This window comes from Cupriavidus sp. IDO (assembly GCF_000812465.1).
Taxonomy (GTDB): domain Bacteria; phylum Pseudomonadota; class Gammaproteobacteria; order Burkholderiales; family Burkholderiaceae; genus Cupriavidus.
On sequence record NZ_JWMA01000081.1, the window covers coordinates 1 to 15838 of the forward strand.

The 15838-nt window shown below is 65.3% G+C and carries 15 protein-coding genes; 10 read left to right on the top strand and 5 right to left on the bottom strand.

Features of this window, described 5'->3' with window-relative positions:
- Nucleotides 1-532 (top strand): 3-hydroxyacyl-CoA dehydrogenase family protein (locus RM96_RS22665; protein ID WP_039013870.1); only part of this gene is annotated, 532 nt, incomplete at its 5' end.
- Between the two features lie 151 nt (nucleotides 533-683).
- Complete coding sequence (locus RM96_RS22670; RefSeq protein ID WP_039013871.1) at nucleotides 684-1757, top strand: porin; 1074 nt, start codon at nucleotides 684-686, stop codon at nucleotides 1755-1757.
- Nucleotides 1758-1851: 94 nt separating this feature from the next.
- Here the strand turns inward: RM96_RS22670 and RM96_RS22675 are convergent, their stop codons facing one another.
- Nucleotides 1852-2616: a GntR family transcriptional regulator gene (locus RM96_RS22675; protein ID WP_039013873.1), complete on the bottom strand. Its 765-nt coding sequence runs from the start codon at nucleotides 2614-2616 to the stop codon at nucleotides 1852-1854.
- Nucleotides 2617-2874: 258 nt separating this feature from the next.
- Between RM96_RS22675 and RM96_RS22680 the strand changes: the two genes are divergently transcribed.
- A complete protein-coding gene (locus tag RM96_RS22680; protein ID WP_052279670.1) occupies nucleotides 2875-4260 on the top strand; it encodes a spinster family MFS transporter in 1386 nt (461 codons plus the stop codon).
- A 177-nt stretch (nucleotides 4261-4437) separates the two neighbouring features.
- Here RM96_RS22680 and RM96_RS22685 read toward each other — a convergent pair whose 3' ends face one another.
- Nucleotides 4438-5229, bottom strand: coding sequence for a DNA-binding transcriptional regulator (locus RM96_RS22685; protein WP_039013875.1), 792 nt, complete (start codon nucleotides 5227-5229; stop codon nucleotides 4438-4440).
- A gap of 322 nt (nucleotides 5230-5551) precedes the next feature.
- Between RM96_RS22685 and RM96_RS22690 the strand changes: the two genes are divergently transcribed.
- The 7 genes from RM96_RS22690 to RM96_RS22720 all read left to right on the top strand — a co-directional run bounded on the left by RM96_RS22690 (nucleotide 5552) and on the right by RM96_RS22720 (nucleotide 13515).
- Complete coding sequence (locus RM96_RS22690) at nucleotides 5552-7414, top strand: bifunctional 3-(3-hydroxy-phenyl)propionate/3-hydroxycinnamic acid hydroxylase (RefSeq protein WP_039013877.1); 1863 nt, start codon at nucleotides 5552-5554, stop codon at nucleotides 7412-7414.
- Between the two features lie 2 nt (nucleotides 7415-7416).
- Nucleotides 7417-8376 carry a 3-carboxyethylcatechol 2,3-dioxygenase gene (locus tag RM96_RS22695; RefSeq protein ID WP_039013878.1) on the top strand — a complete coding sequence of 320 codons (960 nt, stop codon included), beginning with the start codon at nucleotides 7417-7419 and terminating at the stop codon, nucleotides 8374-8376.
- 18 nt (nucleotides 8377-8394) lie between these two features.
- A complete protein-coding gene (mhpD, locus tag RM96_RS22700; protein WP_039013879.1) occupies nucleotides 8395-9183 on the top strand; it encodes a 2-keto-4-pentenoate hydratase in 789 nt (262 codons plus the stop codon).
- Between the two features lie 13 nt (nucleotides 9184-9196).
- On the top strand, nucleotides 9197-10165 hold the full coding sequence (locus tag RM96_RS22705) for an acetaldehyde dehydrogenase (acetylating) (RefSeq protein ID WP_039013880.1): 969 nt from the start codon (nucleotides 9197-9199) through the stop codon (nucleotides 10163-10165).
- Nucleotides 10162-11196, top strand: a complete 1035-nt coding sequence (gene dmpG, locus RM96_RS22710; RefSeq protein ID WP_039013881.1) for a 4-hydroxy-2-oxovalerate aldolase — start codon at nucleotides 10162-10164, stop codon at nucleotides 11194-11196. The genes RM96_RS22705 and dmpG overlap by 4 nt, the downstream gene beginning before the upstream one ends.
- A 103-nt stretch (nucleotides 11197-11299) precedes the next feature.
- On the top strand, nucleotides 11300-12565 hold the full coding sequence (gene mhpT, locus RM96_RS22715) for a 3-(3-hydroxy-phenyl)propionate transporter MhpT (RefSeq protein WP_039013883.1): 1266 nt from the start codon (nucleotides 11300-11302) through the stop codon (nucleotides 12563-12565).
- Nucleotides 12566-12645: 80 nt separating this feature from the next.
- The gene (locus RM96_RS22720; RefSeq protein WP_039013884.1) at nucleotides 12646-13515 is read left to right on the top strand and encodes an alpha/beta fold hydrolase; all 870 of its coding nucleotides are present in this window, start codon (nucleotides 12646-12648) and stop codon (nucleotides 13513-13515) included.
- A 148-nt stretch (nucleotides 13516-13663) separates the two neighbouring features.
- On the opposite strand, the gene RM96_RS40920 is transcribed toward RM96_RS22720, so the two are convergent.
- The 3 genes from RM96_RS40920 to RM96_RS22730 all read right to left on the bottom strand — a co-directional run bounded on the left by RM96_RS40920 (nucleotide 13664) and on the right by RM96_RS22730 (nucleotide 15814).
- Nucleotides 13664-13987, bottom strand: coding sequence for a hypothetical protein (locus RM96_RS40920; RefSeq protein ID WP_152624194.1), 324 nt, complete (start codon nucleotides 13985-13987; stop codon nucleotides 13664-13666).
- On the bottom strand, nucleotides 13971-14369 hold the full coding sequence (locus RM96_RS22725) for a hypothetical protein (protein ID WP_039013885.1): 399 nt from the start codon (nucleotides 14367-14369) through the stop codon (nucleotides 13971-13973). The genes RM96_RS40920 and RM96_RS22725 overlap by 17 nt, the downstream gene beginning before the upstream one ends.
- A 164-nt stretch (nucleotides 14370-14533) precedes the next feature.
- Complete coding sequence (locus RM96_RS22730; protein ID WP_052279671.1) at nucleotides 14534-15814, bottom strand: MFS transporter; 1281 nt, start codon at nucleotides 15812-15814, stop codon at nucleotides 14534-14536.
- Nucleotides 15815-15838: the final 24 nt, after the last annotated feature.

Sequence of the window (15838 nt, forward strand, 5' to 3'; positions counted from 1 at the left end):
TAACGACGTGGGCTACCAGACCCGTAAGGCGCAGATAGCCACCCGGGCGCAGGACCGCCGCTGGAACGACCTGATCCTGAAGCTGACCGAGCTGGGCCGCCTGGGGCAGAAGAGCGGCAAGGGCTGGTACCGCTACGAGCCGGGCAGCCGCCAGCCGCTGCGCGACTCTGAGGTTGAAGCCTTCATCGAACAGGAGTCAGCGCGGCTGGGCATCGTGCGGCGCCCCATCGCGGCCGAGGAAATCATCAAGCGTTGCGTCTACAGCATGGTCAACGAAGGCGCGAAGCTGCTCGAAGCCGGCGTGGCGCTGCGGCCCAGCGACATCGACACCGTCTATCTGACCGGCTACGGCTTCCCCGCCCGCCACGGCGGCCCGATGTACTACGCCGACCGCATCGGGCTGCGCAAGGTGTACGCCGACATCGAGCGTTTCCACGCGGAGCACGGCTACTGGTGGGAACCGGCACCGCTGCTGGCCCGGCTGGCGCACGAAGGCAAGACCTTCGCCGACTACCAGCGTGGCAAGGCATGAAGCCCGGTAGCGCCTGCTTGCCGGCGGGTCATCGTTGCATTTTAAAGACGGATTAACGTATACCACTATGATTCATATACATACCAATATGCGATAGTCCTGCCACTTCCCGCAGCTAGGGAATGACATCCAGAACCAGGAGGAGAAACCCATGAAAAGAAGTCTTGTCGGTCTTGCCTGCGCCATCGCCAGCGCAACGGCCGCGGCGCAGACATCCGGCATCACGCTCTACGGCGTGGCGGATGCCAACATCGAATACACCAACAACAACCCCGGGAGCGGCCCCGACGGGCACTCCAAGGTCGCGCTGAACTCGGGCGGCCTGTCTCCCAGCCGCTGGGGCCTGCGCGGCACGGAAGACCTCGGTGGCGGAAAGCGGGCCATCTTTGCCCTGGAGAGCGGTTTCAGTCTGGATACCGGCGTCTCCACCCAGGGCGGCCGCCTGTTCGGCCGCCAGGCCTGGGTGGGCCTGGCGGCAGGCGGTCAGCAACTGACGCTGGGCCGCCAGTACACGTCGCTCTTCCTGACGATGGCCAACTATTCGCCCACGGCTTATGCGACGACCTATGAGCCGGTGACCGGCATCGCCGGCCTGAATCTGCGCGAAGACAATATGGTGAAATACCATGTCGACCTCGGCCCGCTGACCGCGGAAATGCACTGGGCCTTCGGCGAGCAACCGGGCTCGTTCCAGGGTTCCTCGGCTTACGGCGGCGGCCTCGACTACCGTCTCGCCCAGTTCGGGATCGCGGCGGCGTACGACAGCGTCAACAGCGCAACGACCGCCGGCAACTACACCCGCACCCAGAAGGCTGCACTGGGCCTGCGCTACCAGATCACCCCTGCATTGCTTGCCCAGGCGGGGTACCGGTACAACAACAACGGCACGCGGGCAACGAACACCGCATCGCGCGACGACTTGTGGTGGTTTGCCTTGAACTACCAGGCCACTGGCGCCCTGCAACTGACCGGCGCCTTCTACTACGACAATGTCAAATCGCTGTACACCGCGACCAGCCTGACCAATCCGGCCAACCCATGGCAAGTCACGCTGATTGCCGATTACTCACTGTCCAAGCGCACCGACGTCTACGTCGCCTCGGCGTACACGAAAAACGCGTCGCTGAACTTTGAAAGCCTGAACGGCGCGCTCGCCGCCTACCAGATCGCGCCGAACGAGCACAATCAGTTCGGCGTGGCCGTGGGTGTGCGACACAAGTTCTGAGCCATCACATCGGAAAGCCCGACGGGTCGCTCCCCGCGCCCCCTTGCGTGCGCGTGGGGAGCGAACGATCAGGCTTTCCAGCTTCCCATCCCGGCTAGGCTGCCCGCGTGGCAGCCGGCTTGCGCCCGCGCCGGGCGCCGCCGCGGGGTGCGGTGCTCCTGGCGGCCGTGGCGTCCCCGCCGCCTTCGCCCTCCAGATAGCTCGCCGGCAGGGTCGACAGAAATTCCGCAAACCCGGTCGTACCCACAGGCGCGTGTTCGAGCATGGCCGCGTGCGCGGCACCTTCGTCGCCGCTGAGAATGGCGTCTGCGAGCCGCTGGTGGTCTTCCAGCACGCGCTGCCGGCGCGTGGGCGTCTGGAAAATACGCGGGCGGTAGCGCTGCATCAGCCGGCGGATGCCCTGGATCTGCTCCACCAGATATTCGTTGTGGCTGCCCGCATATACCGCGTCATGAAACTCGGCGTTAGCCTTCGCGAAGCGCTTGCCGTCGTCCTCGGCATGCGCCTGCTCGCATTCGGAGCGGGCAGCCTTTAGCCGCGCGCGCTGGTCGTCGTCCATGCGGCGCGCGGCCAGCTTCGCCGCCACCGCTTCCAGCTCGCCGAGCAGTTCCAGGGTCTCGCGCAGTTGCGTGATCGACAGGCGCGATACGAACACGCCGACGCGGGGCACGATGCGAACCATGTTCTGCACGGACAGTTGCTGCAGCGCCTCGCGCACGGGTGTGCGGGAGACGCCGAAGCGCTCCGCCAGCATGCGTTCGTCCAGCGGCGTGCCGGGCGGCATGTTGCCATCCTCGATTTCGCGCTGGATCGTGGCCTTGATCTCGCCGGCCATGCTTTTCTTTTCGAACTGTGTCATCAGGTCTGAGTAAGCGGTTCTTACTGCGCAGTATACCGAAATGGAATACTGGCATGCCCGTTCAGTACAGAAATAAAGAGCCACGGCTGACAAAGTGGCCGATTTGTAGGGCTCCAGCTTGCAGCGCCCGCACTCGCGTGCCAGAATCACCCCAATAAATACCAAGATAGATATCTGGCATTAAAAAGGTGCCCTACGTGCGCTCGACAGGGCACACGACGCAGCACCTGGACAACCCGCTCAAGGAGACACCCCCTCATGCAAGACCTGGCCCGCGTGCCGGTCCGGACTGCAGCCGGATCGCGCGCGCACTACCGCTATTGGTTCCTGTTCCTGCTCATCCTGATCTATGCCTCCAGCTTCGTCGACCGCATCTTCATTTCGGTGGTCGCCCAAAAGATCAAGGCCGAGATGAACCTGTCCGACGTGCAGCTGGGTGTCCTGGGCGGCCTCGCGTTCTCGATCCTGTATGCAACGCTCGGCATCCCGATGGCACGGCTGGCTGAGCGCTGCAACCGCGTGGCGCTGATCGCCATCTCCATCGCGATGTGGTCGGCCATGACCGCGCTGTGCGGCACCGCCGGGCACTTCTGGCATCTGCTGCTGTACCGCCTGGGTGTGGGGATCGGCGAAGCCGGCAGTACGCCGACCGCGCACTCGCTGATTACCGACCAGTTTCCTCCCGAGCGGCGGGCTACCGCACTGTCGCTGTACGCGCTGGGCCCGCCGATCGGCGTGATCGCCGGGGCCATCGGCGGCGGTTGGCTGGCGCAGACCATTGGCTGGCGGGAAGCCTTCTATATCGTGGGATTGCCCGGCCTCGCCCTTGGTGCCCTGGCATGGCTCACGCTGAAGGAGCCCAGGCGCGGCGCCAGCGATCCCGACCCTGGCGAGGCACAGCAGGTGCCGCCGCTGCGGGACGTGCTATCGCTGCTGCTGCGCAGCCCCGCCTTCGTGCAAATGCTGCTGGGCACGGTCATCAGCGCCTTCGCGCAGTACGCCATCAACCTCTTCTTGCCGGTCTACCTGGCGCGCACCTTCGGCATGGACATGATGCAGGCAGGCCTGGCCTTCGGCCTGGTCGTGGGCATCGGCGGCATCGTGGGCAATGCGGTAGGCGGCTTCGCCGCTGACGCGGCTGCGCGGCACGACCGGCGCTGGTACGCCTGGATACCGGCATGCGGCACGCTGCTTGGCTTCCCGCTTGCGGCGGCCACATTCCTGCAGCAGGACTGGCATGTCGCCGTGCCCTTGCTGCTGCTGTGCACCCTGCTGCTGAATGTCTGGAACGGCCCCACCTTTGCCGTGGTCCACGCGCTGGTTTCGGCGCGCATGCGCGCCACGGCCACGGCAATCGTCTTTCTTGCCATGAACCTGGTCGGGCAGGGCTTCGGCCCGCCGGCCATTGGACTGCTGAGCGACATGTTTGCATCGCACCTGTTTGCCGCAGGGGACTTCCAGACCATTTGCCGTGGTGCGCACGGCGTCGCGGTATGGCAGGGACCGGCCGCGGCGGCCTGTGCGCAGGCATCGGCACAGGGCCTGCGCTACGCCATGCTGGCAATGAGCGTGATCTTCGCCTGGTCGGGGCTGCATTACTTTCTTGCCAGCCGGCACCTGGCCCGGCGAGCTGCGGGGCGCTAAACGCCAGCCGGGCACGCGTAGCCCGTCTCCGGCGGCGATGCGACACCGCTCCATTGGCGGCATCCGGCATTGAAGGCTAAGCGTGCGAGAAGATACAAAAATGCTTAGGTCGGCGGCAGCAGCCCAGAGCAATTATTTGCCACGCTCCGGGATCGTCGACGGCGTGAGCCGGCGTGCTCACGGCTCCTGTCTTTCCAGCGCGCTCACCATCTCCTGCGCGGCGCGCTGCAGTTCTGGCACGAAGCGTCGCGTAGCCTCGGCCGGGCTGATTGCCTGCTCGAGATAGATCACGTTGAGGCTCGCGAGTATGCGCCCGCCCGTTTCGATCGCCACGGCGAGCGCGCCGATCTTGCGCTGGTCGGCCCAGTCGCCGTGATTGGAGCCGAAGCCGTCGGCACGCGTCTGACGCACCAGGTTGCGGATATAGGCGTCATCGAGCGCGAGCTTGAGCTGCTGCTCGCCGCCCGCGCCCGAGCGCAGCACTTCGAGAATGTCCTCGCGCTCGGCCTCGGGGCACATCGAGAAATACACGCGGCCGGCGGCAGTCAGCAGCATGGGCAGGCGTCGGCCCACCATCGAGCGGTGAAACGACAGCGGGCTGAACCGGTGCGTGGTCTCGCGGATGATCATGGCGTCGCCGTCCGGCGTCGTCAGGTCCGAAGGCCATACCACGCGCTGCATCAGCTGCGCCATGATCGGCGGCGCGATCGTCGCAATTCGCTCGTCGTCGGTGAATCCCTCGCTGAGCGAACGCACGTCAAGCGTCAGCCGGAAGCTGTCATCGGAGGCGCTTCGGCGCACGAACTTCTCCTCAACCAGCGTCTCCAGCAGGCGCCGGACGGTGGTCCGGTGCAGGCCCGTCGCCTCGCTCAGCTGCTGGCTGGTGGCGCGGCCGTTTTCCATGGCATTGAGCGCGCGCAGCACCAGCAGGCCACGCGCAAGGCCACGCACGCTCGCGTATTTGTTCATGGAAAATCTCTTATAAATCAATGATGTGCAATCTTTGCACATTTCTCAAAAATTGTTGAGCGTTTTCCGGCCGATGCCTAGACTCCATCCAAAATCCAAGAGTCAACGGAGACGCCCCATGATCCACCGAGCCTGCCGTCTGCTTCGGCCGGGCCCCGCCCTCGCCAGCCGCCACACATCCTCCGCCCGGTCCGTGCACCCGCCACGACACCCCGGCGTCTGACTTGTGGGCAGCCACACCGCTGCCCCTACCCATCCATCGCAGTACAGCCAGTACGCGCGTGACGCGGGGACGCGCTCGCGCCTTGCCAGAAGGAGACATATGAACACCATGGCCAAGCAGCCGGCTCAAGCCGGCCGTCAACCAACCCTTTCCACGGACGTCGCCATCATCGGTGCCGGTCCGGTCGGGCTGATGATCGCCAATATCCTCGGCCTCCAGGGCGTGCGCGTCACGCTGGTCGAAAAGCTCGAACAGATTATCGACTACCCGCGCGCGATCGGCCTCGACGACGAAGCGCTGCGCGTGTTTCAGGCGGTCGGGCTTGCCGACGCGCTGCTGCCGCACACCACGCCCGATCACTGGATGCGCTTCGTCACGAAAGACGGCCATTGCTTCGCCTCGATCGAGCCTCGCACCGATGAATTCGGCTGGCCGCGCCGCAACGCGTTCATCCAGCCGCTCGCCGACCGCGTGCTGTTCGAAGGGCTGAGCCGCTTTGAGCATGCCCAAGTCCTGTTCGGCCATGCCGTCGAGGCGTTCACACAGGATGCCGACGGCGTGAGCATCAACGTGCGCAACGCCGATGGCGAGTGCCGTACGATCCGCGCCGCCTACATGGTCGGCGCCGACGGCGGCAACAGCTTCGTGCGGCGCACGCTGGACGTGCCGTTCGAAGGCCGCACCAAGCCCAACCAGTGGATCGTGGTGGACGTGCGCAATGACCCGGTCGGCTCGCCGCATATCTACATGCATTGCGACCACGAGCGGCCTTATGTCTCTGCAGCCCTCCCGCACGGCATCCGCCGCTTCGAATTCATGGTGATGCCGGGCGAGACGGAAGAGGAACTGTCGAAGCCGGAGAACATGGCAGCGCTGATCCGCAAGGTAGTGGCCGATCCGGAGAAGGTCGACTACATCCGCAAGCGCGTCTACACGCACAACGCGCGGCTGGCCTCGACCTTTGGCGTCGACCGCATCCTGCTGGCGGGCGATGCCGCGCACATCATGCCTGTTTGGCAAGGCCAGGGCTATAACAGCGGCATCCGCGACGCCAACAACCTCGGCTGGAAGCTCGCGATGGTCGCGAAGGGCCTGGCGCACCAGCGCCTGCTCGATACCTACACGGTGGAGCGCCGCGCCCATGCGCGCGCGATGATCCACCTGTCCGAAGTCGCGGGCGACATCTTCGCGCCGACCACGCGCTTTGGCGCGCGCTTTCGCGATCTGTTCGTGCGCACGTTCGAGGTGCTCCCGTCGGTCAAGCGCTATTTCGTCGAGATGCGCTTCAAGCCGATGCCGCGCTACGAGGAGGGCGCCGTGCTGCTGCCGCCGGCGCGCAAGTCCGGCGGCTGGCTCGCCCGCATGCTCGAACGCTCTGGCAATTCGGCGCCGGGGCGCATGCTTGGCCTCATGAGCGAAAAGCGCGATTCCTTCCTCGGCCGCCTGGCCTACGGACGTGATCCGCTGGCGGGCTCGCCGGTCGGGCGCATGTTCATCCAGCCGCGCGTGCGCACCACGGACGCCCGCCTGGTGCGGCTCGATGACGCGATCGGCAACGGCTTCGCCGTCCTCGCCTGGGGCGCAGACCCGACCTTCGGCCTCACGCCGCAGGCGCGCGCCTTGTGCGAGCAAGCCGGCGTGCGCTTCGTGGTGGCCAAGCCGGATGTGCAGCTTTGCCATGCCGACGACGTGCCCGAGGGCGTGATCGCGATCGGCGATGCGTCGGGCCGGCTCAAAGACTGGTTCAGCCGCGTCCCACAGTCGGTGGTGTTGCTGCGCCCCGATCGCTTTGTCGCGGGCGTCTGCTCGCCGCAGCAGGTATCGGACGCGATCGTCGAACTCGCAGGCAAGCTCGGCATGACCGATGCGCCACCGCGTGCGGGCGCCACAGTGGCGTCACCATCGTCGCGCCTGTTGCCCGAACCCATTTCAGTCATCCAAGCACAAGCCGCAGGAGCATGAGAATGCCGATTCACCTGGAATGTCTATCGCACACGCCGTTACACGGCTATTTCGATCCCGCGCCTGAAGTCGTCGCCGAGGTCGAGCGCGTGCAGGCCGCGGCGCGCGAGCGCGTGCGCGCATTTGATCCCGAGCTGGTTGTCATCTTTGCGCCCGACCATTTCAACGGCTTCTTCTACGACATGATGCCGCCGTTCTGCATCGGCGCGGCCGCCCGCGCAATCGGCGACTTCAAGAGCCTCGCCGGCACGCTGCCGGTGCCCGGCGACGTTGCGCGCGCGCTGGCTGAGAGCGTGCTTGCCGCTGAGATCGACGTGTCGCTGTCATACCGGATGCAAGTCGACCACGGCTTTGCGGATGCCCTCGAGGTACTGACCGGGGGGCTGGACCGCTATACGGTGATCCCGGTCTTCATCAACTGCGTGGCGCCGCCAATGGCCACCCTGCGCCGCGCGCGCCTGCTTGGCGACGCGGTCGGCCGCTTCCTGTCCAGGACGGACAAGCGCGTGCTCGTCGTTGGCTCGGGCGGCATCTCGCACGAGCCGCCAGTGCCTGAGCTGATCGGCGCGACCGAGGAAGTCGCAGAACGCCTGATCGCCGGGCGCAATCCCTCGGCCGAATCACGCGCCGCGCGCCAGGCGCGCACGCTCGCCGCCGCGCAGGCGTTCACCGCCGGCGACAGCCATCTGCATCCTCTCAATCCCGAGTGGGACCGTGCATTCCTGGAACGCCTGGCATCCGGCGAGCTGATGGCGGTCGACGGCATGACCAATGACGCCATTACCCGCGACGGCGGGAAATCCGCGCACGAGATCCGTACCTGGGTTGCGGCCTTCGGCGCGCTGGGCGCTTACGGTCCCTACCACGCATCGCTCGACTTCTACCGCGCCATTCCCGAATGGATCGCGGGTTTCGCCACCATGCATGCCACGCCTGCCGCCGCACTGGCCGCGGCAGCCTGAACCCATCAAGGAGAGCCCATGTCCGATCAGAAGATCGTGAATTCAATCGCTGCGCGGCTGCGCGAAGCCGAGGCCTCGCGCCAGACCATCGCGCCGGTGCGCGGCGAGATCGCGCTCGACGACATTGCGACCGCCTACGCCGTCCAGCAGGCGAACGTCGATGCGCGCCTGGCCAACGGCGAGCGCATCGTCGGCCGCAAGATCGGCCTGACGTCGCTGGCGGTGCAAAAGCAACTCGGCGTCGACCAGCCGGACTTCGGCGCGCTGTTCGCGAGCATGGCCTATGGCGACGGCCAGCCGATGCCGCTGTCGCGCCTGATCCAGCCGAAGATCGAGGCGGAGATCGCGCTCGTGCTGGAACACGACCTCACACACGAGAAACACACGTTCGCCGACATCCTGCGCGCGACGGCGTACGCGCTGGCTGCCATCGAGGTCGTCGACAGCCGGATCCAGAACTGGGACATCCGCTTCGTCGACACGGTCGCCGACAACGCATCGAGCGCGCGGTTTGTGCTCGGTAGCCGCCCGGTGCCACTGTCCGCCATTGACCTCACCGCCTGCGCCATGACGCTCTCCCGCGACGGTGAAGTGCTGTCGCAGGGCAGCGGTGCGGCGTGCCTGGGCAATCCGCTGAACGCGGCGGTCTGGCTGGCGGACCGGATGGCACAGCTGGGCACGCCGCTGCGTGCCGGCGATGTCGTGCTGACCGGCGCGCTCGGCCCGATGGTGGCCGTCACCCGGCCGGGCACATTCACCACCGAAATCGAAGGACTCGGCAGCGTCCGCGCGACGTTCACTGAATAACGAGGGCAACCCTATGGCTTCCAAAAAACTCAAGGCAGCGATCATCGGCTCCGGCAACATCGGCACGGACCTGATGATCAAGATCCTGCGCAACAGCAAGCATCTGGAGATGGCGGCAATGGTCGGCATCGACCCGGCGTCCGACGGACTGGCGCGCGCCGCCCGCCTGGGCGTCGCGACCACGCACGAGGGCGCCGAAGGGCTGACGCGCCTGCCGGTGTTCGATGACATCGACTTCGTCTTCGACGCCACCTCTGCCGGCGCGCACGTGAAGAACGATGCGCTGCTGCGCAAGCTCAAGCCAGGCTTGCGCCTGATCGACCTGACGCCCGCGGCGATCGGCCCGTACTGCGTGCCGGTCGTCAACCTCGATGCGCATCTGGACGCGCCGAACGTGAACATGGTCACCTGCGGCGGCCAGGCCACGATTCCCATCGTGGCGGCCGTGTCGCGCGTGGCCAGGGTCCACTACGCGGAGATCGTCGCCTCGATCAGCAGCAAGTCGGCCGGCCCGGGCACCCGCGCCAACATCGACGAGTTCACCGAGACCACATCCAAGGCCATCGAGGTTGTCGGTGGCGCGGCCAGGGGCAAGGCCATCATCGTGCTCAACCCGGCCGAGCCGCCGGTCATGATGCGCGACACCGTCTACACACTGTCCGACCTGGCCGACCGGGAAAAGATCGAAGCCTCGATCGCCGAGACCGTCCGCGCCGTGCATGCCTATGTGCCCGGCTATCGCCTCAAGCAGACCGTGCAGTTCGATGAGATCCCTGCCAGCGCTCCCTTGAATGTACCGGGCCTGGGCCGCTTCAGCGGCCTGAAGACTTCGGTGTTCCTCGAAGTCGAGGGCGCCGCCCACTACCTGCCTGCCTACGCAGGCAATCTCGACATCATGACCTCCGCCGCGCTCGCCACTGCCGAGCGGATGGCGCAATCGCTGCTGACTGCCGCAGCGGCCACTGAAGGAGCCTGCGCATGAGCACCCCCGCCAAGAAACTTTATATCTCCGATGTGACGCTGCGCGACGGTAGTCACGCAGTCCGACATCAGTACTCGATCCAGAACGTGCAGGACATCGCCCGCGCGCTCGACCGCGCCAGGGTCGACAGCATCGAAGTCGCGCACGGCGACGGCCTGCAGGGCTCGAGCTTCAACTATGGCTTCGGCGCGCACAGCGATCTGGAATGGATCGCCGCCGTGGCCGACGTGGTCAAGCACGCAAAGATCGCCACCCTGCTGCTACCCGGCATCGGCACCACGCACGACCTGAAAGCCGCCTACGAGGCCGGCGCGCGCGTGGTCCGCATCGCCACGCACTGCACCGAGGCGGACATCTCAAAGCAGCACATCGAGTATGCGCGCGAACTCGGCATGGACACGGTCGGCTTCCTGATGATGAGCCACATGACCACGCCGGAGAACCTCGCCGTCGAAGCGAAGAAGATGGAAAGCTACGGCGCGACCTGCATCTATGTGGTCGACTCGGGCGGCGCGCTGTCGATGAACGACGTGCGTGCGCGCTTCCGTGCGCTCAAGGATGTCCTGAACCCTGACACGCACACCGGGATGCACGCGCACCACAACCTGTCGCTCGGCGTCGCCAACTCGATCGTCGCCGTCGAGGAAGGCTGCGACCGCATCGATGCGTCGCTGGCCGGCATGGGTGCCGGGGCGGGCAATGCACCGCTGGAGGTGTTCATCGCCGCGGCCGAACGCCTGGGCTGGAATCACGGCACCGACTTGTACACGCTGATGGATGCGGCCGACGACATCGTGCGTCCGCTGCAGGACCGCCCGGTGCGGGTCGACCGCGAAACGCTCGCGCTCGGCTATGCGGGCGTCTATTCGAGCTTCCTGCGCCACTCGGAAGTGGCCGCGCAGAAATACGGCCTGAAGACCGTGGACATCCTCGTCGAACTGGGCAAGCGCCGGATGGTGGGCGGCCAGGAGGACATGATCGTTGACGTCGCACTGGATCTGAAGAACCGCGCGCTCGAGGCGCAACAATGAGGTGGTCGGCGGCGCGCGTTGCCACGCCGCCGACCGCGTGAATGACCCCGAAGAACAGGCCTCCACCCAGAGAGGCTCGCATCCGCCATGACGGAGACAACCGATGAACACGTTTCGAACAGGTAGCGCCAGCACAAGCGGCGCGAACGGCGGCATCACCACGATCGGCCTGTGCCTGGCCATCGCGCTGCTCGAAGGGCTGGACCTGCAGTCGGCAGGCGTCGCCGCACCGCGCATCGCAAAGGAGTTCTCGCTCTCGGTGGCGCAGATGGGCTGGGCATTCAGTGCCGGCGCCATCGGCCTGCTGCCGGGTGCGGCGCTGGGCGGCCGGCTCGCCGACCGCCTGGGCCGCAAGCGCGTGCTGATGTTGTCGGTAGCCTTGTTCGGCGCGCTTTCGCTGGCGACGACTCTGGTATGGAACCTGGAAAGCCTGCTTGTCACCCGCCTGCTGACCGGACTTGGCCTGGGCGCCGCGATGCCGAACCTGATCGCGTTGTGTTCGGAAGCCACATCGCCGCGGCAACGCAGCACGGCTGTCGGGGCAATGTATTGCGGCATGCCTCTCGGCGCGGCGATTGCGGCGGCGATCGGCATCGCCAGCCCCGGCGACGAAGGCTGGCGGCACATCTTCTATGTCGGGGGATTCGGCCCGCTGCTGATGCTGCCGCTGCTTGCGCTGTGCCTGCGCGAGTCGGTGCAGTTCGTCCAAACCAGGGCAACAGCAGCCAGCCATACCGCCTCCGGCTTTGCCAGTGCGCTGTGGCGCGATGGGCGCGCGCGCATCACGCTGGCGCTGTGGATCAGCTATCTCGGCACGTTGATCGTCTTGTATTTTCTGATGAACTGGCTCCCGTCGATGGTGGTGTCGAACGGCCTCTCCCGCGTACAGGCGGGGTTCACGATGATGATGTTCAACATCGGCGGCGGCATCGGCGCGGTCGGCATTGCCAACTTGATGGACCGCTTCGGCCGGCGCCTCACTGTAATTGCCCTGTATGTGGGGATCGCGGTTGCGCTTGCAGCCCTGGCGGGTGCGGGCGGTAGCGCGTCGATGGCTTGGGGGGCGTTCTTCTGCGGCCTGTTCCTCGTCGGCGGGCAGTCGGTGCTGTACTCGCTGGCGGGCCAGGCATATCCCACCGAGGTCCGCGGCACCGGTGTCGGCGCGGCGGTTGCCGTTGGCCGGATCGGTTCGATTCTCGGGCCGCTTGTCGCGGGCCAACTGTTCGCGCTTGGCCAAAGCGCATCAGTGCTGGTCGCGGCAAGCATTCCGCTGATCGTCGTGGCGGCGCTTGCCGCCCTGGCGGTGGTGGGTTCATTCGCGTCGCGCCCTTTGCCAGGCGCTGCGCTGCCTGGCGGGCGAGGCGCCTGACGGCGCGCCGATCCAACCCCGGCGCCACGCGTTTTCGATTCAAGACCAAGTTCAATTTCATTCCAGGAAGGAAGATCATCATGAATGCAACAGCACAAGCGATCACGGAAGCCTCGACGAGCAGGTTTGTCACCGTGAAGGACGGCAACACCGAATTCCGGATCCACTACAACGATGCGGGATCGGGTGCCGAGACCGTGGTTATGCTGCACGGCTCGGGCCCCGGTGCGACTGGCTGGGCCAACTTCAACCGCAACGTCGAGCCGCTGGTCGCGGCCGGCTATCGCGTGTTGCTGGTGGATTGCCCCGGCTGGGGCAAGAGCGATCCGGTCGTCAATACCGGATCACGCTCGGAGCTGAACGGCCGCGTGCTCAAGGCAGTGCTGGACGCACTGGACATTGAGCGGGTCCATGTGCTCGGCAATTCGATGGGTGGGCACAGCGCTGTCGCCTTCGCTCTGGCCAATCCGCAGCGCGTCGGCAAGCTCGTGCTGATGGGCGGCGGCACCGGAGGCCCGAGCCAGTTCGTGCCGATGCCGACCGAAGGCATCAAGCTGCTCAACGGCCTGTATCGCGAGCCCACCATCGAAAACCTGAAGCGGATGATGAATGTGTTCGTCTACGACGCCAGCTCGCTGACCGACGAACTGATGCAGGCCCGCCTGGACAACATGCTCGCGCGGCGTGAGCACCTGGAGAACTTCGTCAAGAGCCTCGCGGCCAATCCGAAGCAGTTCACCGACTACGGTCCACGCCTGTGCGAGATCGCCGCGCCCACGCTGGTGATCTGGGGCCGCGATGACCGTTTCGTGCCGATGGATGTGGGCCTGCGGCTGATCGCCGGCATGCAGGATGCGCAGATGCACATCTTCAATCGCTGCGGCCACTGGGCGCAATGGGAGCACGCGGATGCGTTCAACCGGATGGTGATCGACTTCCTGGCACATTGACGCGCGCTTGCCGCCGCCTGATGCCCCCCTCCCCTGGCAATGTAACAGTGCCTCGGGGAGTGTTATGCCGCTATCCACTGAAAGCGTGGGCCCCGTCACGTAGCTCGCCTTGTCGGACAACAACCAGGCGACGGCTTCGGTGGTGTCGCTAAGCTGGCCTGCGACCCATCGGGATAACGGCTACCGGCAGGCGAAGACCAAGGAACAGATGCAGCGGGAGAATCCTATGGACCTGAGCGCTTGCCCCTCTCGGATAAGGCGCGAAGCAGGGCGCTGCGGCGGCACAATATGCCTCGGCAGAATGGGTCAGCGCGCTTCGCGGCAGTTCCCTGAGCCTCTTGGCGCCCCCGTCGACCATTGCTGCGAGGACCTCCCTGTCCAGATCCTCGTCCACCACGAAGTGGCTCAGTCCTCCAGAAGCCACGATCGAGACTCGTTGGTTTCCTGGTTTGGCTTCAATTACGCGCTTCATTGCTACCCCGATGTCGTAGCAGCGGGCATTCGCCACTGACTTCCGCTAGAGGCATTTCAGCGCCCTGCCAAACGCGTGAGCGCATTATGTTCTGGCCGACCGCAAAGGACCTGCCCCTCGCACTGCGAAATAGCCGCCGGACCGCCGCATCGCCATATTTGTCGGCCGTCTCGCCACAGCGCGTCCAGAGCTCCTTGCTTATGCTCGCCCGCAACTCCACGGCGGCAGCCAGCCTTATGACGGTCTTGAGCGCATCGCGACTGGCGATAGCTTCCTGAAGGAGGAGCACCGCCGCCTCCCTGTCGCGGGCGGACACAATGGGCTCGCAAGGCGCGGCGTCGACCATCGCTTCACGAACCTGGCGCATCAGGCTTTTAGCCATGCACAAATGGCACCAATCGGGTTGGCGTGAGCGACGGCTCGACCGCAGGGCGATGATCGACCAACTCCTTCAGCATCGCAACAATGGGGCGCATTCAGCCTTGACGATGAATCGACCGGGATTCAGCTGGTTCCGAAACAGGACAGGCCGATTGCATCGGCTTGCTACGCTTCTTTGCTCGCAGGGAGCGTCGCGGGATACTTTCCGAGCAGTACCACCGCCAAGGCAGAAACCACGCAAATCAGGGCGGAAGCTTGATGGATAGGTCCGTACGACTTGAAGTGATCAAACGCAAGCCCGTAGATAAAGGGGCCGACGGCCGCTCCGACTGTAGCGCAGCCGAATAAGGCGCCGTAAATTACACCGAATGCGCGCTTGCCGAAATACTTGCGCGTCAAATATGGGATGATGTCCCCCTCCGTCCCCGTGGAAATGCCGAGCAAAAAGGCTGCAAGCAGGATATAGGCTGGATCGTGTGCCAAGCCACTCAAGAGAATGGCAAATGCAACCGCTCCCAGGAAGAATGCAATCAAGCCGACGAGGGGCGCGAAGACACGGTCCAGGACGAAGCCCACGCCGACCCGTGAGACGGCCAACCCCACTCCGACAAGCGCCGCGCTGCGAGCAGCCACGTCCCTCCCCAGTCCGGTGTCGCTGGCAAAGGCCGGCAGATGGACGAAACCGCCGAGAACGCTGGACGATACCAGGAAAACAACCACACCAAGCAGCCAGAAACGATAGTTCGCCAGGGCTTCCCGCAGCGTCATGCCGCTCTGCGCATCGACCAGCGCGTTCATCGCCTTGCGCTCTCGCTGGCGGTCAGCGAGCGTTCTGAAGATGATCTGATGCGCGATAAGGCCGAGGCCCAAAGCCAGCGCTGCGAAAATTTCGTAGGAATGTCGCCAGTCGGTGACGGTGGTGAGGTAATTGGCCGCAATCGGTGCGGCGTAGCCACCGATGCCGGTGCCGATCATGCCGAATCCCAGAGCCATTCCAAGCCGCGCTTCGAAGACGCTTGGAAGCACGGCCAAATAGCCCGCCGCGGTGGTGGAGGCTCCAGTGACGCCAATCAGGAACCCGACGATTCCCACGTAGGCGTGATTGGCCGGGGCCAACGCCAGTGCCAGGAGAGAGGCAGCGAACAAAACGATGGAATAGCCAATGACCTTGCCCCAGCCGATGCGGTCGGCCGCGTATCCGGCAATCGGCGCACCAATGGCGGTGCCGACCATGGCGAGCATTGGCAATAGCGCCACGTCAGCTCTGCTCCACTGAAACGAAACCGTCATGGCCTTGAGGAAAACGCCGACGACACTGAAAAACATCGGGCCGAAGCCGAAGGTCAACCCAAGCGCTACCCCCAATACGATGACCACCTTGCTGGTATTACCCAGGTCCTGCTGCGCAACCAACGGCGCATATGTCGGCCTGTTCGGATAACTCATTATCTTGTCTCCTCAATCATTACT

What these genes read in the sequence shown, in the direction of transcription:
- RM96_RS22695 (WP_039013878.1), top strand. Translation starts at nt 7,417, where the DNA reads ATGCCGATTCACCTGGAATGTCTATCGCACACGCCGTTACACGGCTAT.
- RM96_RS22675 (WP_039013873.1), bottom strand. Translation starts at nt 2,616, where the DNA reads ATGACACAGTTCGAAAAGAAAAGCATGGCCGGCGAGATCAAGGCCACG.
- RM96_RS22680 (WP_052279670.1), top strand. Translation starts at nt 2,875, where the DNA reads ATGCAAGACCTGGCCCGCGTGCCGGTCCGGACTGCAGCCGGATCGCGC.
- RM96_RS22705 (WP_039013880.1), top strand. Translation starts at nt 9,197, where the DNA reads ATGGCTTCCAAAAAACTCAAGGCAGCGATCATCGGCTCCGGCAACATC.
- dmpG (WP_039013881.1), top strand. Translation starts at nt 10,162, where the DNA reads ATGAGCACCCCCGCCAAGAAACTTTATATCTCCGATGTGACGCTGCGC.
- RM96_RS22690 (WP_039013877.1), top strand. Translation starts at nt 5,552, where the DNA reads ATGAACACCATGGCCAAGCAGCCGGCTCAAGCCGGCCGTCAACCAACC.
- RM96_RS40920 (WP_152624194.1), bottom strand. Translation starts at nt 13,987, where the DNA reads ATGAAGCGCGTAATTGAAGCCAAACCAGGAAACCAACGAGTCTCGATC.
- RM96_RS22670 (WP_039013871.1), top strand. Translation starts at nt 684, where the DNA reads ATGAAAAGAAGTCTTGTCGGTCTTGCCTGCGCCATCGCCAGCGCAACG.
- RM96_RS22720 (WP_039013884.1), top strand. Translation starts at nt 12,646, where the DNA reads ATGAATGCAACAGCACAAGCGATCACGGAAGCCTCGACGAGCAGGTTT.
- RM96_RS22730 (WP_052279671.1), bottom strand. Translation starts at nt 15,814, where the DNA reads ATGAGTTATCCGAACAGGCCGACATATGCGCCGTTGGTTGCGCAGCAG.
- mhpD (WP_039013879.1), top strand. Translation starts at nt 8,395, where the DNA reads ATGTCCGATCAGAAGATCGTGAATTCAATCGCTGCGCGGCTGCGCGAA.
- mhpT (WP_039013883.1), top strand. Translation starts at nt 11,300, where the DNA reads ATGAACACGTTTCGAACAGGTAGCGCCAGCACAAGCGGCGCGAACGGC.
- RM96_RS22685 (WP_039013875.1), bottom strand. Translation starts at nt 5,229, where the DNA reads ATGAACAAATACGCGAGCGTGCGTGGCCTTGCGCGTGGCCTGCTGGTG.
- RM96_RS22725 (WP_039013885.1), bottom strand. Translation starts at nt 14,369, where the DNA reads ATGGCTAAAAGCCTGATGCGCCAGGTTCGTGAAGCGATGGTCGACGCC.